The sequence below is a fragment of the Paenibacillus septentrionalis genome, assembly GCF_042659865.1.
Taxonomy (GTDB): Bacteria; Bacillota; Bacilli; order Paenibacillales; family Paenibacillaceae; genus Pristimantibacillus; species Pristimantibacillus septentrionalis.
Genome location: NZ_JBHSTE010000003.1, coordinates 564,370 through 584,729 on the forward strand (window position 1 = coordinate 564,370; position 20,360 = coordinate 584,729).

23 protein-coding genes are annotated in these 20,360 nt (G+C 44.1%); 9 read left to right on the forward strand and 14 right to left on the reverse strand.

What is annotated here, in order from left to right; all coding sequences use genetic code 11:
• Positions 1-138 precede the first annotated feature (138 nt).
• The 5 genes from ACFP56_RS11170 to wsfD form a co-directional block, all read right to left on the reverse strand.
• A complete protein-coding gene (locus ACFP56_RS11170) occupies positions 139-1,281 on the reverse strand; it encodes a hypothetical protein (RefSeq protein ID WP_379234377.1) in 1,143 nt (380 codons plus the stop codon).
• A gap of 35 nt (positions 1,282-1,316) precedes the next feature.
• Complete coding sequence (locus ACFP56_RS11175; protein WP_379234379.1) at positions 1,317-1,856, reverse strand: hypothetical protein; 540 nt, start codon at positions 1,854-1,856, stop codon at positions 1,317-1,319.
• Between the two features lies 1 nt (position 1,857).
• A complete protein-coding gene (locus ACFP56_RS11180) occupies positions 1,858-2,358 on the reverse strand; it encodes a hypothetical protein (protein ID WP_379234381.1) in 501 nt (166 codons plus the stop codon).
• 28 nt (positions 2,359-2,386) lie between these two features.
• A complete protein-coding gene (locus ACFP56_RS11185; protein WP_379234382.1) occupies positions 2,387-2,509 on the reverse strand; it encodes a hypothetical protein in 123 nt (40 codons plus the stop codon).
• A 180-nt stretch (positions 2,510-2,689) separates the two neighbouring features.
• Positions 2,690-4,111, reverse strand: coding sequence for a glycan biosynthesis hexose transferase WsfD (gene wsfD, locus ACFP56_RS11190; protein ID WP_379234384.1), 1,422 nt, complete (start codon positions 4,109-4,111; stop codon positions 2,690-2,692).
• Between the two features lie 344 nt (positions 4,112-4,455).
• On the opposite strand from wsfD, the gene ACFP56_RS11195 reads away from it, so the two are divergent.
• The 3 genes from ACFP56_RS11195 to ACFP56_RS11205 are packed head-to-tail and all read left to right on the forward strand — an operon-like array spanning position 4,456 to position 5,137.
• Complete coding sequence (locus tag ACFP56_RS11195) at positions 4,456-4,797, forward strand: hypothetical protein (RefSeq protein ID WP_379234386.1); 342 nt, start codon at positions 4,456-4,458, stop codon at positions 4,795-4,797.
• Complete coding sequence (locus ACFP56_RS11200) at positions 4,794-4,973, forward strand: hypothetical protein (RefSeq protein ID WP_379234388.1); 180 nt, start codon at positions 4,794-4,796, stop codon at positions 4,971-4,973. The genes ACFP56_RS11195 and ACFP56_RS11200 overlap by 4 nt, the downstream gene beginning before the upstream one ends.
• A 23-nt stretch (positions 4,974-4,996) precedes the next feature.
• Positions 4,997-5,137: a small acid-soluble spore protein P gene (locus ACFP56_RS11205; protein WP_379234390.1), complete on the forward strand. Its 141-nt coding sequence runs from the start codon at positions 4,997-4,999 to the stop codon at positions 5,135-5,137.
• 107 nt (positions 5,138-5,244) lie between these two features.
• On the opposite strand, the gene arsC is transcribed toward ACFP56_RS11205, so the two are convergent.
• The 4 genes from arsC to chrA all read right to left on the reverse strand — a co-directional run bounded on the left by arsC (position 5,245) and on the right by chrA (position 8,817).
• Positions 5,245-5,670 (reverse strand): arsenate reductase (thioredoxin), encoded by a 426-nt coding sequence (gene arsC, locus ACFP56_RS11210; protein WP_379234392.1) that lies wholly within the window; start codon positions 5,668-5,670, stop codon positions 5,245-5,247.
• Position 5,671: 1 nt separating this feature from the next.
• Positions 5,672-7,084 carry an arsenic transporter gene (locus tag ACFP56_RS11215; protein ID WP_379234395.1) on the reverse strand — a complete coding sequence of 471 codons (1,413 nt, stop codon included), beginning with the start codon at positions 7,082-7,084 and terminating at the stop codon, positions 5,672-5,674.
• Positions 7,085-7,103: 19 nt separating this feature from the next.
• On the reverse strand, positions 7,104-7,463 hold the full coding sequence (locus ACFP56_RS11220) for an ArsR/SmtB family transcription factor (protein WP_379234397.1): 360 nt from the start codon (positions 7,461-7,463) through the stop codon (positions 7,104-7,106).
• Positions 7,464-7,602: 139 nt separating this feature from the next.
• Complete coding sequence (chrA, locus tag ACFP56_RS11225) at positions 7,603-8,817, reverse strand: chromate efflux transporter (RefSeq protein WP_379234399.1); 1,215 nt, start codon at positions 8,815-8,817, stop codon at positions 7,603-7,605.
• Positions 8,818-9,101: 284 nt separating this feature from the next.
• Here chrA and ACFP56_RS11230 point away from each other — a divergent pair, with 284 nt between their 5' ends.
• The 6 genes from ACFP56_RS11230 (at position 9,102) to ACFP56_RS11255 (ending at position 14,444) form a co-directional block, all read left to right on the forward strand.
• Entirely contained in the window at positions 9,102-9,728 is a 627-nt protein-coding gene (locus ACFP56_RS11230; RefSeq protein WP_379234401.1) for a TrkA C-terminal domain-containing protein, read from the forward strand.
• A gap of 352 nt (positions 9,729-10,080) precedes the next feature.
• Positions 10,081-11,238 carry an ABC transporter ATP-binding protein gene (locus tag ACFP56_RS11235; protein ID WP_379234403.1) on the forward strand — a complete coding sequence of 386 codons (1,158 nt, stop codon included), beginning with the start codon at positions 10,081-10,083 and terminating at the stop codon, positions 11,236-11,238.
• A complete protein-coding gene (locus ACFP56_RS11240; RefSeq protein ID WP_379234405.1) occupies positions 11,225-11,887 on the forward strand; it encodes an ABC transporter permease in 663 nt (220 codons plus the stop codon). Before ACFP56_RS11235 ends, ACFP56_RS11240 begins: the two co-directional genes overlap by 14 nt.
• Before the next feature lie 61 nt (positions 11,888-11,948).
• Positions 11,949-12,857: a glycine betaine ABC transporter substrate-binding protein gene (locus ACFP56_RS11245; protein WP_379234408.1), complete on the forward strand. Its 909-nt coding sequence runs from the start codon at positions 11,949-11,951 to the stop codon at positions 12,855-12,857.
• 13 nt (positions 12,858-12,870) lie between these two features.
• On the forward strand, positions 12,871-13,575 hold the full coding sequence (locus tag ACFP56_RS11250; protein WP_379234410.1) for an ABC transporter permease: 705 nt from the start codon (positions 12,871-12,873) through the stop codon (positions 13,573-13,575).
• Positions 13,576-13,748: 173 nt separating this feature from the next.
• Complete coding sequence (locus ACFP56_RS11255) at positions 13,749-14,444, forward strand: DUF421 domain-containing protein (protein ID WP_379234412.1); 696 nt, start codon at positions 13,749-13,751, stop codon at positions 14,442-14,444.
• A 37-nt stretch (positions 14,445-14,481) separates the two neighbouring features.
• Here the strand turns inward: ACFP56_RS11255 and ACFP56_RS11260 are convergent, their stop codons facing one another.
• From ACFP56_RS11260 to ACFP56_RS11280, 5 genes are all read right to left on the reverse strand, one after another.
• Positions 14,482-15,348, reverse strand: a complete 867-nt coding sequence (locus ACFP56_RS11260) for a carbohydrate ABC transporter permease (protein WP_379234415.1) — start codon at positions 15,346-15,348, stop codon at positions 14,482-14,484.
• Positions 15,349-15,360: 12 nt separating this feature from the next.
• On the reverse strand, positions 15,361-16,242 hold the full coding sequence (locus ACFP56_RS11265; protein WP_379234417.1) for a carbohydrate ABC transporter permease: 882 nt from the start codon (positions 16,240-16,242) through the stop codon (positions 15,361-15,363).
• Between the two features lie 127 nt (positions 16,243-16,369).
• A complete protein-coding gene (locus tag ACFP56_RS11270) occupies positions 16,370-17,707 on the reverse strand; it encodes an extracellular solute-binding protein (RefSeq protein WP_379234419.1) in 1,338 nt (445 codons plus the stop codon).
• A 99-nt stretch (positions 17,708-17,806) separates the two neighbouring features.
• Positions 17,807-18,568 carry a response regulator gene (locus ACFP56_RS11275; RefSeq protein WP_379234421.1) on the reverse strand — a complete coding sequence of 254 codons (762 nt, stop codon included), beginning with the start codon at positions 18,566-18,568 and terminating at the stop codon, positions 17,807-17,809.
• On the reverse strand, positions 18,565-20,331 hold the full coding sequence (locus ACFP56_RS11280; RefSeq protein ID WP_379234423.1) for a sensor histidine kinase: 1,767 nt from the start codon (positions 20,329-20,331) through the stop codon (positions 18,565-18,567). The genes ACFP56_RS11275 and ACFP56_RS11280 overlap by 4 nt, the downstream gene beginning before the upstream one ends.
• Between the last annotated feature and the right edge of the window lie 29 nt (positions 20,332-20,360).

The following is a 20,360-nucleotide window of genomic DNA, read 5'->3' on the forward strand; positions in this document are numbered from 1 at the left end:
TTCACAATGCTTATCAAGTACAAATCTAGCGTTGTATACCGTACGAACAGAAAAGTAAGCCATGATGATCTTGATCACCACAACAAAAAAGCCCGCAATTGGTGCTGCACCAATTGCGGGCTTTCACATTTTCAACCATTAATTCTTATCATTGCCCATCGCAATCAACCCATCAATAAAGGCAAGCGCGCGCTCCTTATTCAATCGCGGCTGGCGATTGCCAGCAGACAGCGCTTGAAACACGCGTGCGTGCAGCTGACTGCTGCCTCTAGCATTGCGACCTGACCAATGATGCTGAACCAGCATCTGATCAAGCAGATCCTCATCGAAGCTATTGAGCATATACGTTTCAATCCGCTGCTTTTCCGTGTTCATATGAAGCAGATAAACCGCACACACCGTTCGACCATCGGACAGCGCTTCAAGCTGTTTGTCGATATTGTACAGCTTGGCATTGGCAGTGGCTGATCCAATACTCGTTTTAATATCGATCAGCAATCTGCCGCCATCCTCCAGCAGTCTGATTTCATCAGCAAGTCCGTGCTGATTCAAGCCTTCCTTCGTCAGCAGCTGTTCAATCCGATTGCCTCTTAGATTCACATTAGCCGCTTCTTCAGTCGCAATTCGCAAAATCTGCTCGTGATGCTGTGCGACAAGCTGATCAAGCTCACGCTTCACTCGCTGCAGTTCCTCCTCCTTCGTAAAGGAGTAAAGCAGACTCTGATGAATGCGTGCTTGTGTCGCAGCATCAATGATATAAGCGGAACGCTGAGAGCTGATCTGAGACGTTTCCTCTACTAGACGAGTGATATTTTCGTCTGTGTCTATGCCTTGATGAAAAGCAAATAATTCCGAAAAATGCTCAGGCGTATTCAGAAACAGGCGATCAGGCGCCAGCTCTATCTCCCGCATAATATCATGTCCAAGAAAGGAACCTCGAATATTCGTCTCTGTCAATGCCTTGGAGCTATGTGATATCTTTTTCAGGAAGGTTGTATTAACAAGCATAAATTCATACGATAACGGCTTAAGCAAACACAAAATAACCGGGATATGGTCGTATTTCAATACGTTTTTCAAGGCAAGCACCGTATTGGCAAAGCTATCCTTCGTGCTATATGAAAAGCGCACAGCATATTGCTCGTCCATTGCAATATACAGCTTTCCTTTTTTCACGAATGACAGCTGAGACGTCAACTCATCGACTGCCCTGCTCTTTTCAATCGGTGTATGCTGCTTATAATAAGCTCGTACGGCGAGCTGCAATTCTTCTGCAATCAATGTTGTTCATCCTCCAGTAGCTTACTCACCTACTATTATAGCTTACTTTTATGTATCTTTAATGTATACGTATTCGAACTCCCTACATTGGCTATATTGAAGTACGCGCTATTATCTAGGCTGCCTTGAAATTTGACGCCATAAGTAATACCGCCTCCACCATCCTGAACCCCTACAACTTCAACGACACTTGGTGAACGAACCTCGATAGGCACCGGTTTATTGGTAATCATAATATTGTCCGCCACCACATCGTCATTAACCTTTATCGTCACAACATCTCCATCCTCAGCTGCAAAATCCCAAATCAGCATTCGAATAGGAGTCGTCTCTCCCTTCATCTCAATAGTAAAATCGCGCGAGAGTAATAAGAGGTCCTCTTCCAGGTGAGTTAATTTTGTTCCAGCATCAAAGCCTTTCCCAATCCCGGTAGGCTGTACATCCTTTAAAGTATGACTACCGCTACCCAAAACACTTTCAAGAACAAATAAAGCGACTATTGTAATGCCTAACCATAAACGATGTTTTCTGAACCAATCATCTAATCTAGATTCTCTACTCGCCCCATTGTTCATCTTAAAACCATCTTTCAACATAATTTTTGCTTGTGTGTTGTGCTGTATCTCGTGCTTTAGCTCCTGGAACGGCTATAGGATATTTCCAATAAAGGAAAGACACAAGCAGACGTATACCTACAATTGATAGGATTGCCAACATAATAGCTGTTCCTTTAGAATAAGCTCCCGTTTCCGCCCATCTATTCAAGATTAAAAGTGCAATTTGAAGAGCAATCGTCAAATAAACACACATTTGCAATAGTGGCAAAAGCATCGTAATCTTTCTATAAATCAAACCGAGCACTCTGTTGCTCATCGCAATTAATATAAAAATACATGAGACTGCCAGTACAGAGAATGTGGAGGTTCCACTAATTGGAATTTCATACTTAATGACGTCAATGATTTCTTCCAGCAGTTGAAACGGCGCTATCATTAAGGTGAGCAAAAACAGCAACATCAACGGATGATAAAAGATTGAAGCCAGTACGATCAAAATCCATCGTATTAGTTTATCCATGCTCCTCCTCCTGTTCTATCATTACTTCCTACCTTTTCTTCTTCACCCCAATAGGGTCTCGTTTTCTAATAAAGCCTTCTTGTTGTACCAGTTGAATAAGCTGGATCTCTGGTACTAGAAATTTCACAACCTTTTTCCATGATATCAACATACATATTCCCCTTCTCTGGCAAGCCGAAATCCTATATTTTCCTAAATTATATCATGTTTTTCCTGAACTGGATTGACTTATGTATTCTAGTTTTTTATAAATATAGGATTTATTTATGATAAGCAAAAAGGCATAGCCGCATTGCACTATACCTCTCTGGTCCTATTCTTATGCACGAGGTTATGACCTATAGCTGAACCTACTCAGCTTGACGATTACCCACATCACACTAGCGACCAACATCATATCAAACACCACATTGAACATGAACAAATGCTTGCTCAGATCCGCCATGCCATCTCCAACAATCGGTACGAAATAGCCAATTAGTCCGACCAAGCCAAGCACCATAAACAGCTCAGATTGAAGCTTGCTTCGCAAACTTCTTGCGGCTATCCACTCGTATAACGCTCCACCATAATACAAGACATACACGAACACGATAAACCACAGCTGATTAGGAAGAATGTTTCTCTTAAATTCGCTCCAGGCACTGTATTGAAACGTCACTGTACCAGGAGGCTTGCCCTCTGATTTTTCATAATTGCCCAAGTAATAAGGACGAATGTTCATGCTGTGCTCTGCTGCATAAGCCGCATTAGCAAGCAAGCGCCCTGGATGCTTAAGGTAAAACAAAGCGACATCAGCATGTGAAATTCGGTTGTAAAACGCATCCTGAAGCATGGGATCATCCTGCTTGATGGCAGTATCAGTTTGAAAATAGTTCGTTCCAGCCAGCACGCTTAGCTCACCCGGCAAACCAAGCTCCTCCAGATCTCCCTCCACATCTGGAGATTGATGCAGAATGCCGAAAAACACCGTCTGATACAAATTAATTTGCTTAAAATCCTTCGGTGCAAAGATGTATGAAGCAGCCGATATGACAACTAATGCAATGCCAAGGGAAAGCGCAAGCCGTCGCCATTCGCGATTCTCCTTATGTAGAGCCGCATATCGCCAAAAAAGAAAAGCAAAGCCTAACCCAATTGGCGCATTTTGTGTTTTGGAGCATACGAGAAACAGACAGGCTGCGAAAACCCAGACCAACATAGCTTTAGTTGGCTTCTCCTTATGAAGAAGCAGCAGAGACAGCGCCATCGTCAGCAATAAGAAAATAAACGAAACAGGCTCGCCATACAATGAATTGAAATAGGCCAAGTATCCGATGTCGTGGAATACTACTAGCAGCAAAGCAGTTAATACGATAGAAGCTAGCAATCCCTTATATCGATAAGCCTTAATAAGCAGCACGTTCGCTGTTATGAGCAGCAGACCATAGATGGCGCCTAAAAAGCGTATATCAAAGTATGATGAATTGAACAATCCTGCTATCATTCGCGCAATCACAACAATAATAAGCTGTGTTGACGGATAGAAGCCTCGAAAAAATGTATCATAGGCAAACGTTGAATGTGCAAAATAAAAATACCGATCTTCATACGATTCCTGCGGATCGTAATCGTTTAGCCCGATTGAGCCCATAATTCTCAAAAAATCACCGTTATCTGCCACGCCAATAAAAACACCTGTTAGCAGCAAGGAAATGATTAAGCCAGCTGCTGCCAATATATAAATCAGCTCAAAACGTATCTTATATTTCATAGTCACCCTCTACTAAAATGTTTAATATGTACTCTGCTAGACAAGCCGAATTAATTATAGCCAAATTTAAACAGAAATACCACATAAAACGTTAGTTCTGCAATTCCATTAATCATTAATTAGGCTAAGCATCAACACGTTCAGTTAGCATGTATTTTCTTCTAAACCAGCTATGGAAAAGCTCAGAACAGAATTTTTGACCCTTCGCAAGTAGCTTTATCAATTTGTCCTTATACTCATTGCCTCTGTCCAAAAAGATGACCAAATTGGTTCATTTTAGTCTAGACTCAAGGGATGTATAGCAAGCCATTGACGAGCCATACTAAGCTTCGGAGGTGATCACTTTGTCCAACGTACTGCCGATAGATAAACAAACACTTGCTCAAGCATGGCAAGAAACGTTACCGACTTTTCTTAATACGGCTGATGAATGCAATGTCCAGCCAGATGCCAAATTCGATGATACGCTGCTTATTCATATTGCCAACAATGGCCGCAGCCATTATTCTGCCGATTTCCGACTAAGCTACGTCGATCAGCGTGAAGTAAAGGTCGAGCTGCTTGATGTCGAGAAAGGCAACGCGGCTGCCGATGATCACACGATAGCTGCACAAAACTTGGTCGAGGACTATGTCCGCAACATTCATGAATGTGCGCAAAGCTTGAAAGGACTGACGAACCAATGACGAAAGCGAAGCCAGGCGTAGATAAAAATCTGCAAAACGTTGTGCAGGAGCTGGAAACAACACCAGATCTAACTGCTCATACGAACCAGCAAACCAATCAAAAGCATATGGATCAACGTCATGCGGATATGCTTCATTTCCGCAAAAAGTATTATGAGGACGAGAACCAAGAATAATGACCGCTTAGGAGGTTACACTTATGGCAAAGGGTACTGACCGCAATCATTCTAATAAAGATCATCGCGCCAATACGAATCATCAACCAAACGAGCCGCTATCCGGATCTAAAAAGGTTAAAAACCGTAATCATTCCCGCAACAACCACGGTGAAGGCTCATAAAATCAAGCTTCTTGCTTTATAATAAAAACAACAAAATCCCGAGGAGATCATCTCTTCGGGATTAACCATTCATTTATACATCCATCTATACTTTCATTTGCTGTAGGCTATTGGCCGTGCTCCAAAAACTGCTCAATGCGGTTTTTTATTGCGTCACGTACACTGCGAAATTGCTGCATAACCTCCTCTTCGGCTCCAACCGCCTTGGCAGGATCATCAAAACCCCAGTGCCACTTGACCACATTTTGATTTGAAATGACCGGACAATGCTCATCTGCATGCCCGCATAACGTAATAACATAAGAGGCCTCATTCAACAGAACGGGATCAATAACATCAGAACTGTTGCGGCTAATATCTATACCCGCTTCCTCCATGACTTGAACTGCACGCGGATTTAACCCATGTGCTTCTAGGCCAGCGCTTTTTACCTCATATCGATCTCCACCCAAGGCCTTCAAAAATCCGTCAGCCATCTGACTTCTGCAAGAATTTCCGGTACATAAAAAATAAACAAGCGTTTTTTTGTTCATGTTAGGCACTTCCTTTTATTTTATTTGTAGATGTATGCACTTGATTGTTATATCGCAATATTCGCCAAAGCATAATGCCTACAGCAAGAAAGATGGCAGCAATCAAGATCCACGCATATCCCCCAACTACCTGCAGCACCCCCAGCCATAACGCTAGGCTTAGCAGAGTAATGACAAGCGTAGGGATCGTCAGCAAAATTCCCACCTTAAAGTAATAGCCCCAGCTAATCTTTACGCGCTTTGACGCAAGCACGTGCAGCCACAGCAGCGTGGCTAGTGAACCAATAGGTGTAATTTTCGGTCCAAGATCCGAACCGATCACATTAGCATAAATCAACGCCTCGCGAATAACACCTTCGGTATTCGTGCTGTCAATTGCAATCGCATCAATCATCACCGTTGGCATATTATTCATAACAGATGATAGTATAGCTGCTATAAAGCCCATCCCCATCGTTGCGGCGAGCAATCCTTGATCCGCAATCACTTGAATCAATTGACCCAACGCATCCGTTAACCCTGCATTGCGCAAGCCATATACGACGACATACATACCGATCGAGAAAACTACGACGCTCCACGGCGCACCCTTTACGAGCTTCCACGTATCAACAGCAGCACTTCTTCGGGCTGCCATTAGCAGCACGAATGCGGCTATTCCTGAAATAACCGAAAGCGGAAGTGCAATGAACTCACTTAAAAAATATGCAATCAACAGCGCTGCAAGCAGATACCAGGAAAGCTTGAACAATCTGGCATCCTTGATCGCTTCCTTCGGCTCCATCACATGCGCCAGCCAATAGTTGGACGGAATGCTTTTGCGATAAAACAGATACAGAACCAGCAAGCTTGCCCCGATCGAGAATAAGTTTGGCACGAGCATTCGGCTCGCATATTCGGCAAATCCAATACCAAAATAATCTGCCGACACAATATTAACGAGATTGCTAATTAACAACGGTAATGAAGCGGTATCTGCAATAAATCCGCTAGCCATAATAAACGGCAAAACGAACAGATCATTGAGCTTTAGCGCGCGTACCATAGCAAGCACAATTGGCGTCATAATAAGTGCTGCGCCATCATTGGCAAAAAACGCCGATACCGCTGCGCCTAGCAGCACAATGTAGACAAACATTAAGGTGCCGCTGCCGTGCGCCAGCCTCGCCATATGTAAAGCAGCCCATTCAAAAAATCCGATTTCATCAAGCACCAGCGAAATAATAATAATACCGACAAACGCGAGCGTTGCGTTCCATACGATACCTGTTACCGTTACGACATCAGAAAAGCTCACAACCGAAAATAATAGCGCAACAATCGCGCCAATACTTGCAGACCAGCCAATGCTTAAGCCTCTTGGCTGCCAAATGACAAATACTAGAGTAATTAAAAATATAATAAATGCGACCAACGCTTATGTCTCCTTCTTGCTACTCGCAAGCACTCTGATTAATTGAAGCACCGATAGACGGCAGCTCAGCTAATATGGCCTGCAAATACAACGTATTTTGCTCACAAATAGAATAATAGATCCACTGTCCCTTTCGATGTTCCTCCAATAAGCCTGCTGCTTTCATTTTCTTCAAATGCTGACTAACATTCGGCTGTGAGGTGCCAAGTGCTGCAGCAATATCACATACACAAAGCGGGCTCTGCTTAAGCAAAGCAATGATCGTTAATCGCGTTCGATCACCTAGCAGCTTCAAGCATGCAGCCATATCATCAATGCTTGCTCCATCCATCGAATCACAAGCAGCATCCTCAGCCAATATCTGAATCGGCTTTTTCATCATGTTCACCTCGTTCACCAATTCATGATCTGTAAACAATTATATAACCGCCCACTTATATAATCAATTACTTATTTGATAAATACGCAAAACAAAAATGCCGTACTGCCTGTAAGCAGCACAGCATACGAACTGTCCTCTAGAGCTTATCTATAAAAGAAATCAACAAGCCTCCAAGCATGCCAGCTACTACAACAACCCAAGGCGGGAGCTTCCAAAAGACGAGCATGACAAACAATATCGCCGTAAGTACAAAATCAACAGGCGCAATGACTGCCGTCGTCCATATCGGATGGTAAAGGGCTGCTAGTAATATGCCAACCACGGCTGCATTAATGCCAATTAACGCTCCCTGCATCTTTAGATTGGCGCGAATTTGATTCCAAAACGGCAATGCGCCAAGCACCAATAAAAATGCAGGCAGGAAGATCGCAACAGTCGCAATGATCGCACCAGTAATTCCGTTCATCATGGCACCTAAGTATGCTGCAAATGTAAACAGTGGTCCAGGCACAGCCTGAGCCGCTCCATAGCCTGCAAGAAAGTCCTCCTTGCTAATCGCTCCATGCGGTACAAACTCCTGCTCCAATAGCGGCAGCACGACATGACCGCCTCCGAACACAAGTGATCCAGCACGATAAAAGCTGTCGAACATTGCAAGCCAGTCCCAACCGAGATAATGGCTCGCCAGCGGCAATAACAGAAGCAATGCCCCAAACATCACCAGGCAAACAATAGCTAGTGTACGGCTAATCGGAATCAACAACGGCGCATGCTGATCTTCTGAAGGCTTGCGAAACAGCAGCACACCAACTAATGCCGATGCGGCAATAACCAGCACCTGAGCAGCAGCCGACTGCCACAACAGAACGGTTGCTGCAGCTGCAACAGCAATCGTTGCTCTAATTCGGTCAGATGCAAGCTTCTGTCCCATGCCTAGCACTGCTTGCGCAACAATTGCTACCGCAACAAGCTTTAACCCATGCAGCCAGCCGACATCGCCCAGATTAAAGCTTTGCAGCAGCATGGCAAAAAGAACGAGTGCGATCACAGACGGAAGCGTAAAGCCAAGCCAAGCCACAACACCGCCCACCAAGCCTGCTCGTATAACACCTATCCCGATACCGACCTGACTGCTTGCTGGACCGGGAAGAAATTGACACAATGCCACTAAATCAGCATAGGTTCGCTCATCGAGCCATTTTCTCCGTTCAATATACTCATTATGAAAGTATCCCAAATGTGCGATCGGTCCGCCAAATGAAGTTAGTCCCAGCTTGAATGAAACGGTCAGCACCTCAAGCAAGCTGCCTGGCCTCGAAGCTTGCTTGTGCTCGGCATCACTATAACTCATGAGCTTCCTCCTTATTCCATGTATATATATCCGCGCATTTGCACGAAATTCCATTTTATCATAGGGGAATGTGCCTCAGCATTCAATACATACCATGTAAAGTTACTGTAAATGTTAAGCTTGTCCATTAACAAACACTGAACATGCATAAGCCGTTCATAGACCTTCCCCTCACTTGTCTCCCCTTAATCCGCTTCACCCATATTGTGTTGCATAGTTTGTATGCTATAATACAGTGAAAATTTATAGATTATATTGCATAGCAAGAAAGACGAGGGAGCAGCATGCAAGAAATTACAGGGTACAAATCCATTGCCCTAGATATTGCCCAGCGCATAGTTAGCGGAGAGTTTCCGGTTAACAGCAAAATTTCTGGACGATCACTGCTTGCGAGTCAATATCATGTTTCTCCAGAAACGATTCGCAAAGCGATCGCACTTCTTAAGGACGAACATATTGTACTCGTATCACAAGGAAAAGAGATTGTCATTCTATCCGACCAGAACGCCTACAATTACATTACTAAGCATAATTATCTGAAGTCCGTTTACTCGTTGAAAAAGGATTTGCAGCAGCTGCTTAAGATGAAAAAAGATATTGATCAACGCTTTGAGACGGTGCTAAGCGACATTATTGACGCATCAGATCGACTGCAAAGTCTTAAGCCCTATCAACCGGTCGAGATTAAAGTTCCAGAGCATTCACAAGTTGTAGGCAAAACAATTTCTGATTTGCAGTTTTGGCAGCATACTCGCGCCACCATCATTGCGCTTCGACGAGGTACTGATGTATCCATCTCTCCAGGGCCGCATGTAATTATCATTGCTAATGATATCCTTGTTGTAGTGGGCGATGGTCAAGTGCAAGAGCGGACGGAAGCCTTCCTCAACGATACGATTACAAACAAATAATGTGCATAATAACCGACGGTTTATTTCACGGGCCCAGCCCAATGGAATAAACCTTTTTTTGTGTTTTTCTACCTATCCTTTTCGCGTTCAACAAACAACTTGTACAGTATTTAAAGGTTGTTTGTTAGAAAAAGGTATGTTATAGTACTAACTATCTTATAAACGCCGCGTTTATTGGTGCAAAGTTATATTTGTACTATCTTCATACTCTCCAGCTTACAAGGCTGCGTAGCGGTGTGCCCCAAGCACTAAAGCAGCAAGCCTTTCACCAGTTTTATCTATTCTTCACTCTGCAATGCAAGGTTTGCTGTCGAAGTGCAACATATCATCATGAATCTAAAGGAGGTCAGCTATGATTGAATTCAAAGCCGTAAACAAAAGATACGATGATGGTCACATGGTTTTAAAGAATCTGAATTTTACAATTAATGAAGGTGAGATTACTGTTCTCATTGGCCCAAGCGGCTGTGGCAAGACGACAACAATGAAGTTGATCAACAGACTGATCACCCCGTCAACAGGAGAAATCTTGCTGCAAAATCAAGACATTTCACACATGGATCCAATCCAGCTTAGAAGAAAAATTGGTTATGTCATACAGAACATTGGCCTGTTCCCACACATGACTATTGCCCAAAATATCGGAGTTGTCCCACGATTGCTTAAATGGGATAAACAAAAAATCGCTGCAAGAGTAGATGAATTGCTGAATCTAGTCGGACTGGATCCTGACATCTATCGAAATCGATATCCTTCCGAGCTAAGTGGAGGACAGCAGCAAAGGGTTGGTGTTGTTCGCGCGCTAGCTGCTAATCCAGTACTCATTTTGATGGATGAACCGTTTAGTGCACTTGATCCAATAAGTCGTGAGCAGCTCCAGGACGAATTAGTGCGACTACAGCAGGAAATTAAAACAACAATCGTATTCGTTACCCATGATATGGATGAAGCGATCAAAATCGCCGATACGATTGTCATTATGAAAGACGGCGAGGTTGTGCAAGCAGGTGCTCCTGAGCACATTCTGCGACATCCGGCCGATGCCTTTGTGAAAAGCTTTATCGGTCCTAAACGATTACACGCGGCACAGATGTCACAGGAGCCTACGGTTGACGATGTCATGGCCGATCAACCGGCAGTTGTCCATCCATCACGCGGTCTTGCCTATGCGGTGAAGCTGATGGAAAAACGCAAGGTCGATTCTCTCTTTGTCGTAGATAAAAACAATAAGCTGCTAGGCAGTGTCTCCATCTATCAAATTCTCGATCAATATAAGGATGAGACGAAGCTGGTAGCAGATGTTATGAAGCCCGTCGGATACACTGTATCGACTGGTACCACACTTTCAGCCGCACTTAATCTAATGAATGAGCATCAGCTTTCTAATGTGCCAGTTGTAAAACATGAACATGAGTTTGTCGGTCTGATTACGAAAGGCTCGGTAATAAGTCATATGATAGAGCTTTATGCATCAGAGCAAATCGGAGGCGAGATCCATGCCGTTCACTAATACAATCAGCAATTTCTTTCAATTTCTTCAGGAGCGCTACCCCGACATTTTAGTCGCTACGCGCGAGCATTTAACGATCGCAGCTATCTCGATTCTGCTAAGTACACTGGTCGCTGTACCGGTTGGCATGTACTTGGCAAAAAACAAAAAGAAATGGCTTCATAATGCTGTATTCTCTATAGCCAATCTCTTTCAGACGATTCCAAGCCTTGCGCTGCTAGCGATATTAATCCCGCTTCTTGGAATTGGAATTAAGCCTGCGATATTCGCACTTTTCCTATATGCTTTATTGCCAATTTTGCGCAACACGCATGCAGGCTTCCAATCGGTAGACCCGGCGATTATCGAAGCGGCAAAAGGGATGGGCTATAGTGCATCACAGCGGCTGTTCTCGATCCAGCTGCCACTGGCCTTTCCGTATATCATGTCCGGACTTCGCATGACGACCGTCTATATTATTAGCTGGACGACGTTGGCGGCTTTAATTGGAGCTGGAGGGCTGGGCCAGCTTATCGTATCTGGTATCGGTGTGAATAAGAGAGAGCTTGTACTAGCCGGTGCATTAGCCGCTATTTTATTAACGATATTAACCGATCAAATTCTTGGACTCGTTGAAAAACGAGTGTTTCGTAAAGCCAAAACTAGCTAACCTTCGTGAGCTATGATCTATATTATCCTGCTTATCTGAACAAAAAATAAGGAGTGTTTATATGAAAAGAACAGGCTTAAAACTAATGACTGCAGTATTGCTAACTTCTCTTGCGCTAGCAGGCTGCAGTAACGGCAGCAGCTCAGACAAAATTAAAATTGGTACACAAACGTACTCTGAGCCTAAAATCATCGCCGAAATGTATAAAGCACTAATTGAAAAAAATACCGATATCTCCGTTGATATCGTTGCGGATTTGGCAGCAAGTCCAATTGTCATCCAGTCAATGGAGAAAAACGATATTCAAATGGCTACCCTATATTCTGGTGAAATTTTTAACGGTTATTTTGACATTGAAGATACGAAGGATCGTCAGAAAGTGCTGGAGCAAGCTCAACAAGGCTTCGATGAAACCTTTGGCTTCAGCTGGTTTGATGGATACGGCTTTGAAAACACGTACGCATTTACCGTTCGTCAGGAGCTGGCGGATCAATATGGGCTTAATACGATCTCGGATCTGAAGGAGCATGCCGATTCATTGAAGCTTGGCGTCGATACGACTTGGCTTGAGCGTGACAACGATGGTTATCGCGCCTTCCAGGAACACTATGGCTTCAAGTTCAACGAAAGCTTCCCAATGGAAATTTCACTCGTCTATCAAGCAGTTGCTGATCAGCAGGTCGATGTCGTGCTTGCCTATACGACAGACCCGGGCATTAAGGAGTTCAACCTGAAAACACTAGAGGATGACTTGCAGTTCTTCCCTCCTTACGATGCGTCTCCTGTATTGCGCAAGGACACGCTGGAAAAGCATCCTGAGCTAGAGGGAATTGTAAATACGCTGGTTGGAAAAATTGATGCTGAGACGATGACCGCACTTAACTACGAGGTAGATGTGAACAAACGCAGTCCTCAAGAAGTTGCCGTTGAGTTTCTAAAGGCGAACAACCTCTTGCAGGACGAAGCCTAAGGATGTGATCGCTATGATAGTACAGGCAACTGGAATTGGCGGGCTCATGCAATATATGAGCGACAACGCCTCCACCCTGCTAAGCCTAACACTTGAGCATATCGTAATGGTCGTCTGTGGTCTCGCACTAGCCTTGCTTGTCGGTATTCCATTAGGTATTGTATGTGCGCGTCATGAGAGATTCGCATCGGTTATATTGGCTGCAGCCAACGTCATTCAGGTTGTTCCGAGTCTTGCTTTACTAGCTATATTAATGATGTTTCTTGGATTGGGCTTCAAAACCATCGTCGTTGGTTTGTTCTTCTACTCCTTGCTGCCAATTATACGAAACACTTACGTTGGCTTGAAGGAGATTGACGCCAATCTCAATGAAGCAGGCATAGGACTTGGCATGAACAACTGGCAGCTGCTTCTTAAAGTTCAGCTCCCCCTTGCACTTCCATTTTTAATGGCTGGCTTCCGTGTCGCAGCGATTATTGCAATTGGAGTTGCAACACTCGCTCCTTTAATTGGTGGCGATGGACTAGGGCGAGAAATCTATGCCGGATTGAACATGAGAAACAGCTTAAAAATCTATGCTGGCGCTATACCTGCCGCCTTGCTGGCTATTATTACAGATGTAGTGCTTGGCAAGCTTCAAGATAAGCTGAAAAACAAGCATGAACCAGCACCGCAGAAAAAGGCATCTGATCAAAAAACATCGGCCTTATCTGCTTAGCTTATACAGGTTTTTCTTAATAAGATCACAAAAAAAAGTTGGACGTGAAAATGCACCATTTTCCGTCCAACTTTTGTGTTGTGCTAGATTTTCGCATAATTATCCAGCACTGCGAGACAATATTGAATATCTCCAGCCATATCTTGCGTACCGGCAGAAAGGAAGTCAATGCGATGATGGAAATGCTCAAGGATCTGTCCATTGTTTTTCTTAGAATTGTAACCATTTTCCCGCTAATGCTGTTCGTTACATTGTTTATGGGGCGAAGAACAATCGGAGAAATGCCCGTATTTGATTTCTTAGTTATTATCGCATTAGGCGCTGTTGTTGGCGCTGATATCGCCGATCCCAGCATCCACCACTTACCAACAGCATTTGCAATTCTAATAATCGCCTTGCTGCAAAAGACATTTTCTATCGGGACAATCCGATATCGCTGGTTCGGCAAAATCATTACCTTTGAGCCTGTCATCCTTATCTATCAAGGGAAAATCGTACATAAAAACTTAAAAAAGGTTCAGTACTCAGTAGATAATGTGCTGCAACTGCTCCGAGAGCAGCAGATTTTCGATGTTAATGAGGTTCATCTTGGCATATTAGAAGCGAACGGAAAAATTAGCGTTATAGAACAAACTGAGCCGCCGCAGCCTGAAGCATCAATCACGTTCCCTGTTATTAAGGAGGGAAACATCGACACGGATACGTTATCCAAGCTTGGATTGAAGCAAGCTTGGATAGAGCAGCAATTAGCAGCTCAGCGAGTCGAGCTCTCCTCCATCTTTCTGGCTATGGTTGATCAAAATAACAACTTGACGATTACGCAATATGAAGAAGATATCCATCAAAGCTTGCCGCCTGTTATTCATTAGCTACTATGGTACTCCTTGATCACAATCACTTTTCACTTTAACCCTTAATAGAGCCAGCAGCCAGTCCCTCAACGATCTGATCGCTCAAAAACAGAAAAGCAAGCAGGATTGGAAGGATGCTGATCATAAGTGTTGCGCCAATTGCCCCCCAGTCGGTTGTGTACTGACCGATGAAGTTTTGAACGCCCACCGTCAACGTTTTCAGCTCATTAGAGCTAATAAAGGTATTCACGAATATAAACTCATTCCAGTTGTAGATCATATTGACGATACCTGTCGTCGCCACCACAGAGCCTGTCATCGGGAAAATAATCGTCAGCACTAAGCGATTAACCGAGCTGCCGTCCATGATTGCGGCTTCTTCAATTTCTCTTGGAATTGTATAGTAGAAGCCGAGCATTATAAGCACCGTTATCGGCAGATTAAAAGCAATATACGATAACAGGATCGAGAACGGATTATCGATTAAGTTCACAGCGTTAAACATGCTGTAAAGCGGAATTAATGTGGAATGAACAGGAATCATCATCGCCACCATAATGACGCCAAGCACAAGCTTGCTGCCCTTCCAGTTCATTCGAGTGATCGCATACGTTGCAAACGAAGCAATTAGCAGCGTCACAACGGTTGCGACAACAGTAATCCATACACTATTGAGAAAATACGTGCCGATGTTCCCTACATTCCATACCTTTTCGTAGTTCTCCCATCTTGGCTGAAATGGAAAAGATAAAGGATGAGAGCTGAAAATTTGCTGATTGTTCTTTAAGGAAAAGGTCAGCAGCCAATAAAGCGGAAATAACTGAACGAGCGCGATGACGATTAATACGGCATAGAGCGCTACGGTAGTTATTGACCACTGTCTGGCTCGCCCGGTCGCTGAACGAATAGATAAGCTTGGCATTCTGCTTTCCTCCTATGAATATTGAATCTGCTCTTTCGTAGCAGTTAATGTGCGAATCAACCACGTCACAACTAGGCAAATAAGCAGAAGGAAGAAGCTTACTGCGCTTGCATAGCCAAAATCGAACGACTTAAAGGCAATACGATACATATATGAAGCCATAACCTCACTAGCACCGTTTGGTCCCCCACCCGTCATAACATAGATTAGATCGAAATACTTCAGGGAGCCTACCATTGCGAGTACGAGAGTAACCTTCATGACCTCTACTATAAGCGGTACTTTAATGCGAAACGCAATCTGCCAACCAGTGGCCCCATCAATCGTTGCAGCTTCTTCGATTTCCTTGGGCACACCCTTAAGCGCTGCATAATAGATCAAAATATAAAAGCCAGCATATTGCCATAGTATTGGCAGAAATATTGCAAACAGCACTAGATCCGTATTGGCTAGCCATTCTGGTGTATTCGCTACTCCAAGCTTTTCCAGAAAAATATTAATAAGTCCATTCGACGGATGGTAAATTTTTAGCCAGAGTTGCGCAATCGCAACAGAGGAAAGCAGCATTGGGATCAGATAGATTTTTCGCAGCACATTTGAGCCTTTTATTTTAGACGCAAGCACAAGCGAAATAACTAAATAAATAATTAGGCTTAAGCAGGAAAATACAGCAAGCAGCAATGAGTGATAGGCACTGCTCCAAAACGCCTTGTCACTTAGCAGCTTGGTATAGTTTTCTAGTCCAATAAATTCCATCGCTTTAATCCCGTTCCATTGATTAAGACCATAATAGCCAGTTAGCACGATTGGAATATAAATGAGCAGCGCTAAAAAGAGCATGGCAGGAAAGATATACAGTGAAATCAACCATTTGTTGGACATCATCTTATTCATGTAGTCGATACTCCTCTCTAAGCAATAGGGCTGTCCTAGAGCTCCAATGCATTGGAGTCAGGAAAGCCCTTCGCGACCTCGTTAAACGTATGGACTGCAATCAGGTAGTCCATTCGCTTCTAAATTGTTATTGATTAATCGCTTGCTCATGCGCTTCAGAGAACTGCTCCGGTGTTGCAGCGTTGCCGAACAACGCTTGAATTTGATTCAAATGAATTTCAGCCGCTTCCGCCTCAAGCTGCACATCGGCATATAGCGTTATGCTGCTTGCATTGTTCATCTCGTTAAATAACTCAACATATAAATCAGCCAGCTCTACGCTGCCAGTATCGACTTTCGTCGCTGGAATGACACCTGCATCGGTAACTGCCTGCTCGCCCCACTTCTCTACAAAGTAAGCGACAAATGCTTTCGCTTCTTCCTTAACAGGAGAGTTTTCAGCAACAAACAGCCCAACGCCAGGACCGCCAACCCAGCTATTGATATCGCCAGCACCACCCTCGACTACAGGGAATTTGAAGAAGCCTACTTTATCCTTGAATTCCTGTGGAGTTTCTTCATTAGCCGTAAAATTAGCCAGCTCCCACGTTCCCATCAGATACATCGCTGCGATCTCATTGTAGAAATCGGCTTTTCCTTCATCGTTAGACAAGCCGTTAAAGCCTTTATTGAATGCATTCAAATTAACCAGGTTTTGCACCTCACCCGCTGCTTTCAACAAGCTTTCCTGCATATAAGACGTATTGCCTGCCAGTGCATTCGAGAATACTTCCTGACCTGCAATGCGATCAGCCAGATACATATACCATAGCGAGCCAGTCCAGCGATCCTTGTTACCGAGCGCAATTGGCGTTACACCGTTGTCTACTAGCGTCTGAACCACTTGAAGGAACTGATCATACGTAGTCGGGACCTCCAAATTGTAGGTAGCGAAAATCTCTTTATTGTAATAAATAGGGGCAATATTAAACTCTAACGGAACGCCATACGTGTTGCCGTCAATCTGAAATGCATCAGTCGTTCCTGCTACGAATTGCTCGCCTAAGCCATCGCCAAGCAAATCATCAAGCGATGCGAATAATCCACCTTCAACATACGGCTGAAGGAATCCAGCCGACCACGTTACGCCTACATCAGGCAGCGTATTCGAAGTAGACAATACTTTCAGCTTGTTTTTGTACTGCTCGTTATCCAGCACATCCAGCTTAATTGTGACATTAGGATTGTCGTTTTGATATTGAGCGATAATGTCGTTTACCACTTTGTTTTGTGCGGTAGACACACCGTCCGGCCATAGATGCATAAAGTTAATTGTTACTTTTTCCCCAGAATTGTTTGAAGCGTTTTCACCTTGAGGCTGACTTGTGGCATTTGTGCCGCCTGTGCCTCCAGAATTAGAGCTGCATCCAGCCAGTACTACCGCCAAGCACAACACAAGCAGCAGCATCAATTTTTGTGCCTTCATCTTATTCTCCCCTTTTATCTGAAATCGTTTACACCTATTATTCTAGCTGGATTACCGTTTTCTGTAAGGTCACATTCATTAGGAAAAACTCCACTATTATTAGCTTTTTTGCTTGCGAAATTGGGCAGGGCTTATTTGCTCATGCGCGCGAAATACGCGTATGAAATAACGATCCGTTTGATAGCCAACCCGTTCAGCGATATCCTGAATGGACAGATTAGTCGTCAGCAGCAGACGTTTTGCCAGCTGGAGCCGCTGTCTCGCCAAATACTCGGAAAAGCTGATGCCTGTCTGCTCCTTAAACAACTGGCTAAAGTAGCTTGCATTCATATGGAGCATATCCGCAAGCTGCTTAACCGATATCGCTTCTGCCAAATGTGCGCGTACATATTGAATGGCCTTGTTGACCTCCTCATGTGACGTTTCCTGCTCCAGCTCCACGAGCTCGACATCGACCATCTTCTTCATTCGCTGCTTTTCCAGCCTTTCGTCTCTTCGCAGCAGCGCACGCTGTACCGCCTCAACAATCGTCTTCTTCTCAATCGGCTTCAGCAAGTAATCTACCGCTTCATATTGAATGGCTTTCTGCGCATAAGTAAATTCCGAATATCCTGATATAAAAATACAGATCGGCTTGAGGTTTATCCTATCAAGACGCTCGACCAGCTCCAGCCCTGAAAGCCCCGGCATCCGAATATCGGAAATCAACACATCTATATCGTGCTGCTCCAGCAGCTCCAATGCTTGAAGGCCATTTTCTGCAAGAAACAGCTGATAGTCTTCTGTCAGCCAGCCTTCCAATGATCGCTTAATTCCCTCCCTAGTTCTTGGCTCATCATCAGCAATTAGCAGCTTAATCATGAAAACATCCCCTTCGTTTGAATTGGTATATGAAAGCCCACCTCTGTACCTTGCTGTGAGCTTTTAATGGATAGACCGTCTGTTTCTTCTCCAAATGACAGCTTCAAGCGCTGATGTGTATTTTTCAAGCCCACACCCAAGTGCTTGTCTTGCGCTTCCTGTGTCTGAAATGCGCTTTGCGTGAGATCATGATTGATTTTATGCAGCTGCTCGCTTGTCAGACCAGGACCATTATCCTTTACCGTAATCGCAATTCGACTTGGAGAGACAGCCGCCACATCAATCGTAAGCTTGCCTCGGTGCAAGCTGCGTTCGATGCCATGCTCAATCGCATTTTCAATAATCGGCTGTATCATCAGCTTCGGAATCGGGGTATATCTCAGCTGCTCCTCACAGTGAATGTCCCATTCAAAACGATCCATTAGCCGCATTTTCATAATGAGCAAATACCGCTCAGCATGCTCCAGCTCATCTCCAACCGTCACCCACTGATCACTATCCTGCTTTGATATGACATAGCGAAACACACCGCTCATGGCAACAACAACCTCCGCAAGCTCGGCTTGCCCCTTCTCCTCAAGCTCCCAGTAAAACGCTTCCAGCGTATTGAATAGAAAATGCGGATTAATTTGTGCCTGCAGCGCCTTCAGCTCTGTTTTGCTCTGCAAAATCTCTTTCTCGTACACCACTTGTATGAGGGCTTGCAAGGAATCAACCATTTGATTGTAGGTAATGTTCAGCTCATTTATTTCAATTAGGCTGCTCTTTTCATCAATATGCTTCAGGCCTCCCCCGCCAAGCCTCGCACCTCGCATTGCACGGATTAGCTTCAAGATTGGCCGGCTAATGCGATCCGCTGTAAAGTAGCTTAAAATAAGGAACAGTATGCTGCTGACAATTAGAGAAATGATAATGGTCGAGCGCAGCAGCGCCAGACCTTCTGTTGCCTTCGTCACAGGCGTCAAAATGCTGAGCTCCCAGTCGGCGATAGAAATGCTTCGCTTCACATTAAAGTAATCACGATCATTAATCTCGACAACATCCATTTCGCCTGTTGCTTCCGGTAAGGAAAGCGCCGTGTTCGCATTAGTAAAAATTACATTGCCCAGCTGGTCTGTCAGCCACATATAATCCTGATTGGCGCCCTGCTCCATATCCGCTACAGAAGACAGATCGAACAAGGAGGGATCGACATGAATAGCCAAATAGCCCACATGCTGGAATGACAGATTCATTAATCGTATATTGCGAATCGTTACAATACTGTTGCCGTATCGTTCACTGTAATTCGTCCATACGAGCTTGCCCTGCGCATCATTAGACTGCGAAATCCATTGCTGGATATAGCGATCATCAAGACTTTCATTGCTGATTGGCAGGTAGCTCTCACGATGCAGCGTATAAATTTCGATGGCTTTGATTCCAGTCTGATATGCTTCCATCTTACGAACCTCCTGCTGAAGCAACTGCAACTGGTCAAAACTGGCCTCTCTGCCATTGTAGCTATCCTGCATAATAGACTGAACGAGCGCATTGGTCGCGACCTGTGAGGAAAATGTATCAATTTGCTGCATTAACAGCTCGACATTGGCGATTGATTGTACCGCTGTATTGTTCATATGCTTTTCTGCATTTGTTTGTAAAAGCTGACTAACCTGGACATTGATATAGATGCCTACCGTTAATAGAATCACAAGCATCATACTCGTATATACGATAAACATCTGCTTGCGAAACGTATTGAGCTTTATCCACTGCCACATCTGTTTCCCTCATCTCTTTCGTTTTCATC

Excerpts from the sequence above, each read along its gene's own strand:
- ACFP56_RS11175 (WP_379234379.1), bottom strand. The coding sequence starts at position 1,856 with ATGAACAATGGGGCGAGTAGAGAATCTAGATTAGATGATTGGTTCAGA.
- ACFP56_RS11180 (WP_379234381.1), bottom strand. The coding sequence starts at position 2,358 with ATGGATAAACTAATACGATGGATTTTGATCGTACTGGCTTCAATCTTT.
- ACFP56_RS11185 (WP_379234382.1), bottom strand. The coding sequence starts at position 2,509 with ATGTTGATATCATGGAAAAAGGTTGTGAAATTTCTAGTACCAGAGATC.
- wsfD (WP_379234384.1), bottom strand. The coding sequence starts at position 4,111 with ATGAAATATAAGATACGTTTTGAGCTGATTTATATATTGGCAGCAGCT.
- ACFP56_RS11200 (WP_379234388.1), top strand. The coding sequence starts at position 4,794 with ATGACGAAAGCGAAGCCAGGCGTAGATAAAAATCTGCAAAACGTTGTG.
- ACFP56_RS11205 (WP_379234390.1), top strand. The coding sequence starts at position 4,997 with ATGGCAAAGGGTACTGACCGCAATCATTCTAATAAAGATCATCGCGCC.
- arsC (WP_379234392.1), bottom strand. The coding sequence starts at position 5,670 with ATGAACAAAAAAACGCTTGTTTATTTTTTATGTACCGGAAATTCTTGC.
- ACFP56_RS11220 (WP_379234397.1), bottom strand. The coding sequence starts at position 7,463 with ATGAAAAAGCCGATTCAGATATTGGCTGAGGATGCTGCTTGTGATTCG.
- chrA (WP_379234399.1), bottom strand. The coding sequence starts at position 8,817 with ATGAGTTATAGTGATGCCGAGCACAAGCAAGCTTCGAGGCCAGGCAGC.
- ACFP56_RS11230 (WP_379234401.1), top strand. The coding sequence starts at position 9,102 with ATGCAAGAAATTACAGGGTACAAATCCATTGCCCTAGATATTGCCCAG.
- ACFP56_RS11235 (WP_379234403.1), top strand. The coding sequence starts at position 10,081 with ATGATTGAATTCAAAGCCGTAAACAAAAGATACGATGATGGTCACATG.
- ACFP56_RS11240 (WP_379234405.1), top strand. The coding sequence starts at position 11,225 with ATGCCGTTCACTAATACAATCAGCAATTTCTTTCAATTTCTTCAGGAG.
- ACFP56_RS11245 (WP_379234408.1), top strand. The coding sequence starts at position 11,949 with ATGAAAAGAACAGGCTTAAAACTAATGACTGCAGTATTGCTAACTTCT.
- ACFP56_RS11250 (WP_379234410.1), top strand. The coding sequence starts at position 12,871 with ATGATAGTACAGGCAACTGGAATTGGCGGGCTCATGCAATATATGAGC.
- ACFP56_RS11255 (WP_379234412.1), top strand. The coding sequence starts at position 13,749 with ATGATGGAAATGCTCAAGGATCTGTCCATTGTTTTTCTTAGAATTGTA.
- ACFP56_RS11260 (WP_379234415.1), bottom strand. The coding sequence starts at position 15,348 with ATGCCAAGCTTATCTATTCGTTCAGCGACCGGGCGAGCCAGACAGTGG.
- ACFP56_RS11265 (WP_379234417.1), bottom strand. The coding sequence starts at position 16,242 with ATGAATAAGATGATGTCCAACAAATGGTTGATTTCACTGTATATCTTT.
- ACFP56_RS11270 (WP_379234419.1), bottom strand. The coding sequence starts at position 17,707 with ATGAAGGCACAAAAATTGATGCTGCTGCTTGTGTTGTGCTTGGCGGTA.
- ACFP56_RS11275 (WP_379234421.1), bottom strand. The coding sequence starts at position 18,568 with ATGATTAAGCTGCTAATTGCTGATGATGAGCCAAGAACTAGGGAGGGA.
- ACFP56_RS11280 (WP_379234423.1), bottom strand. The coding sequence starts at position 20,331 with ATGTGGCAGTGGATAAAGCTCAATACGTTTCGCAAGCAGATGTTTATC.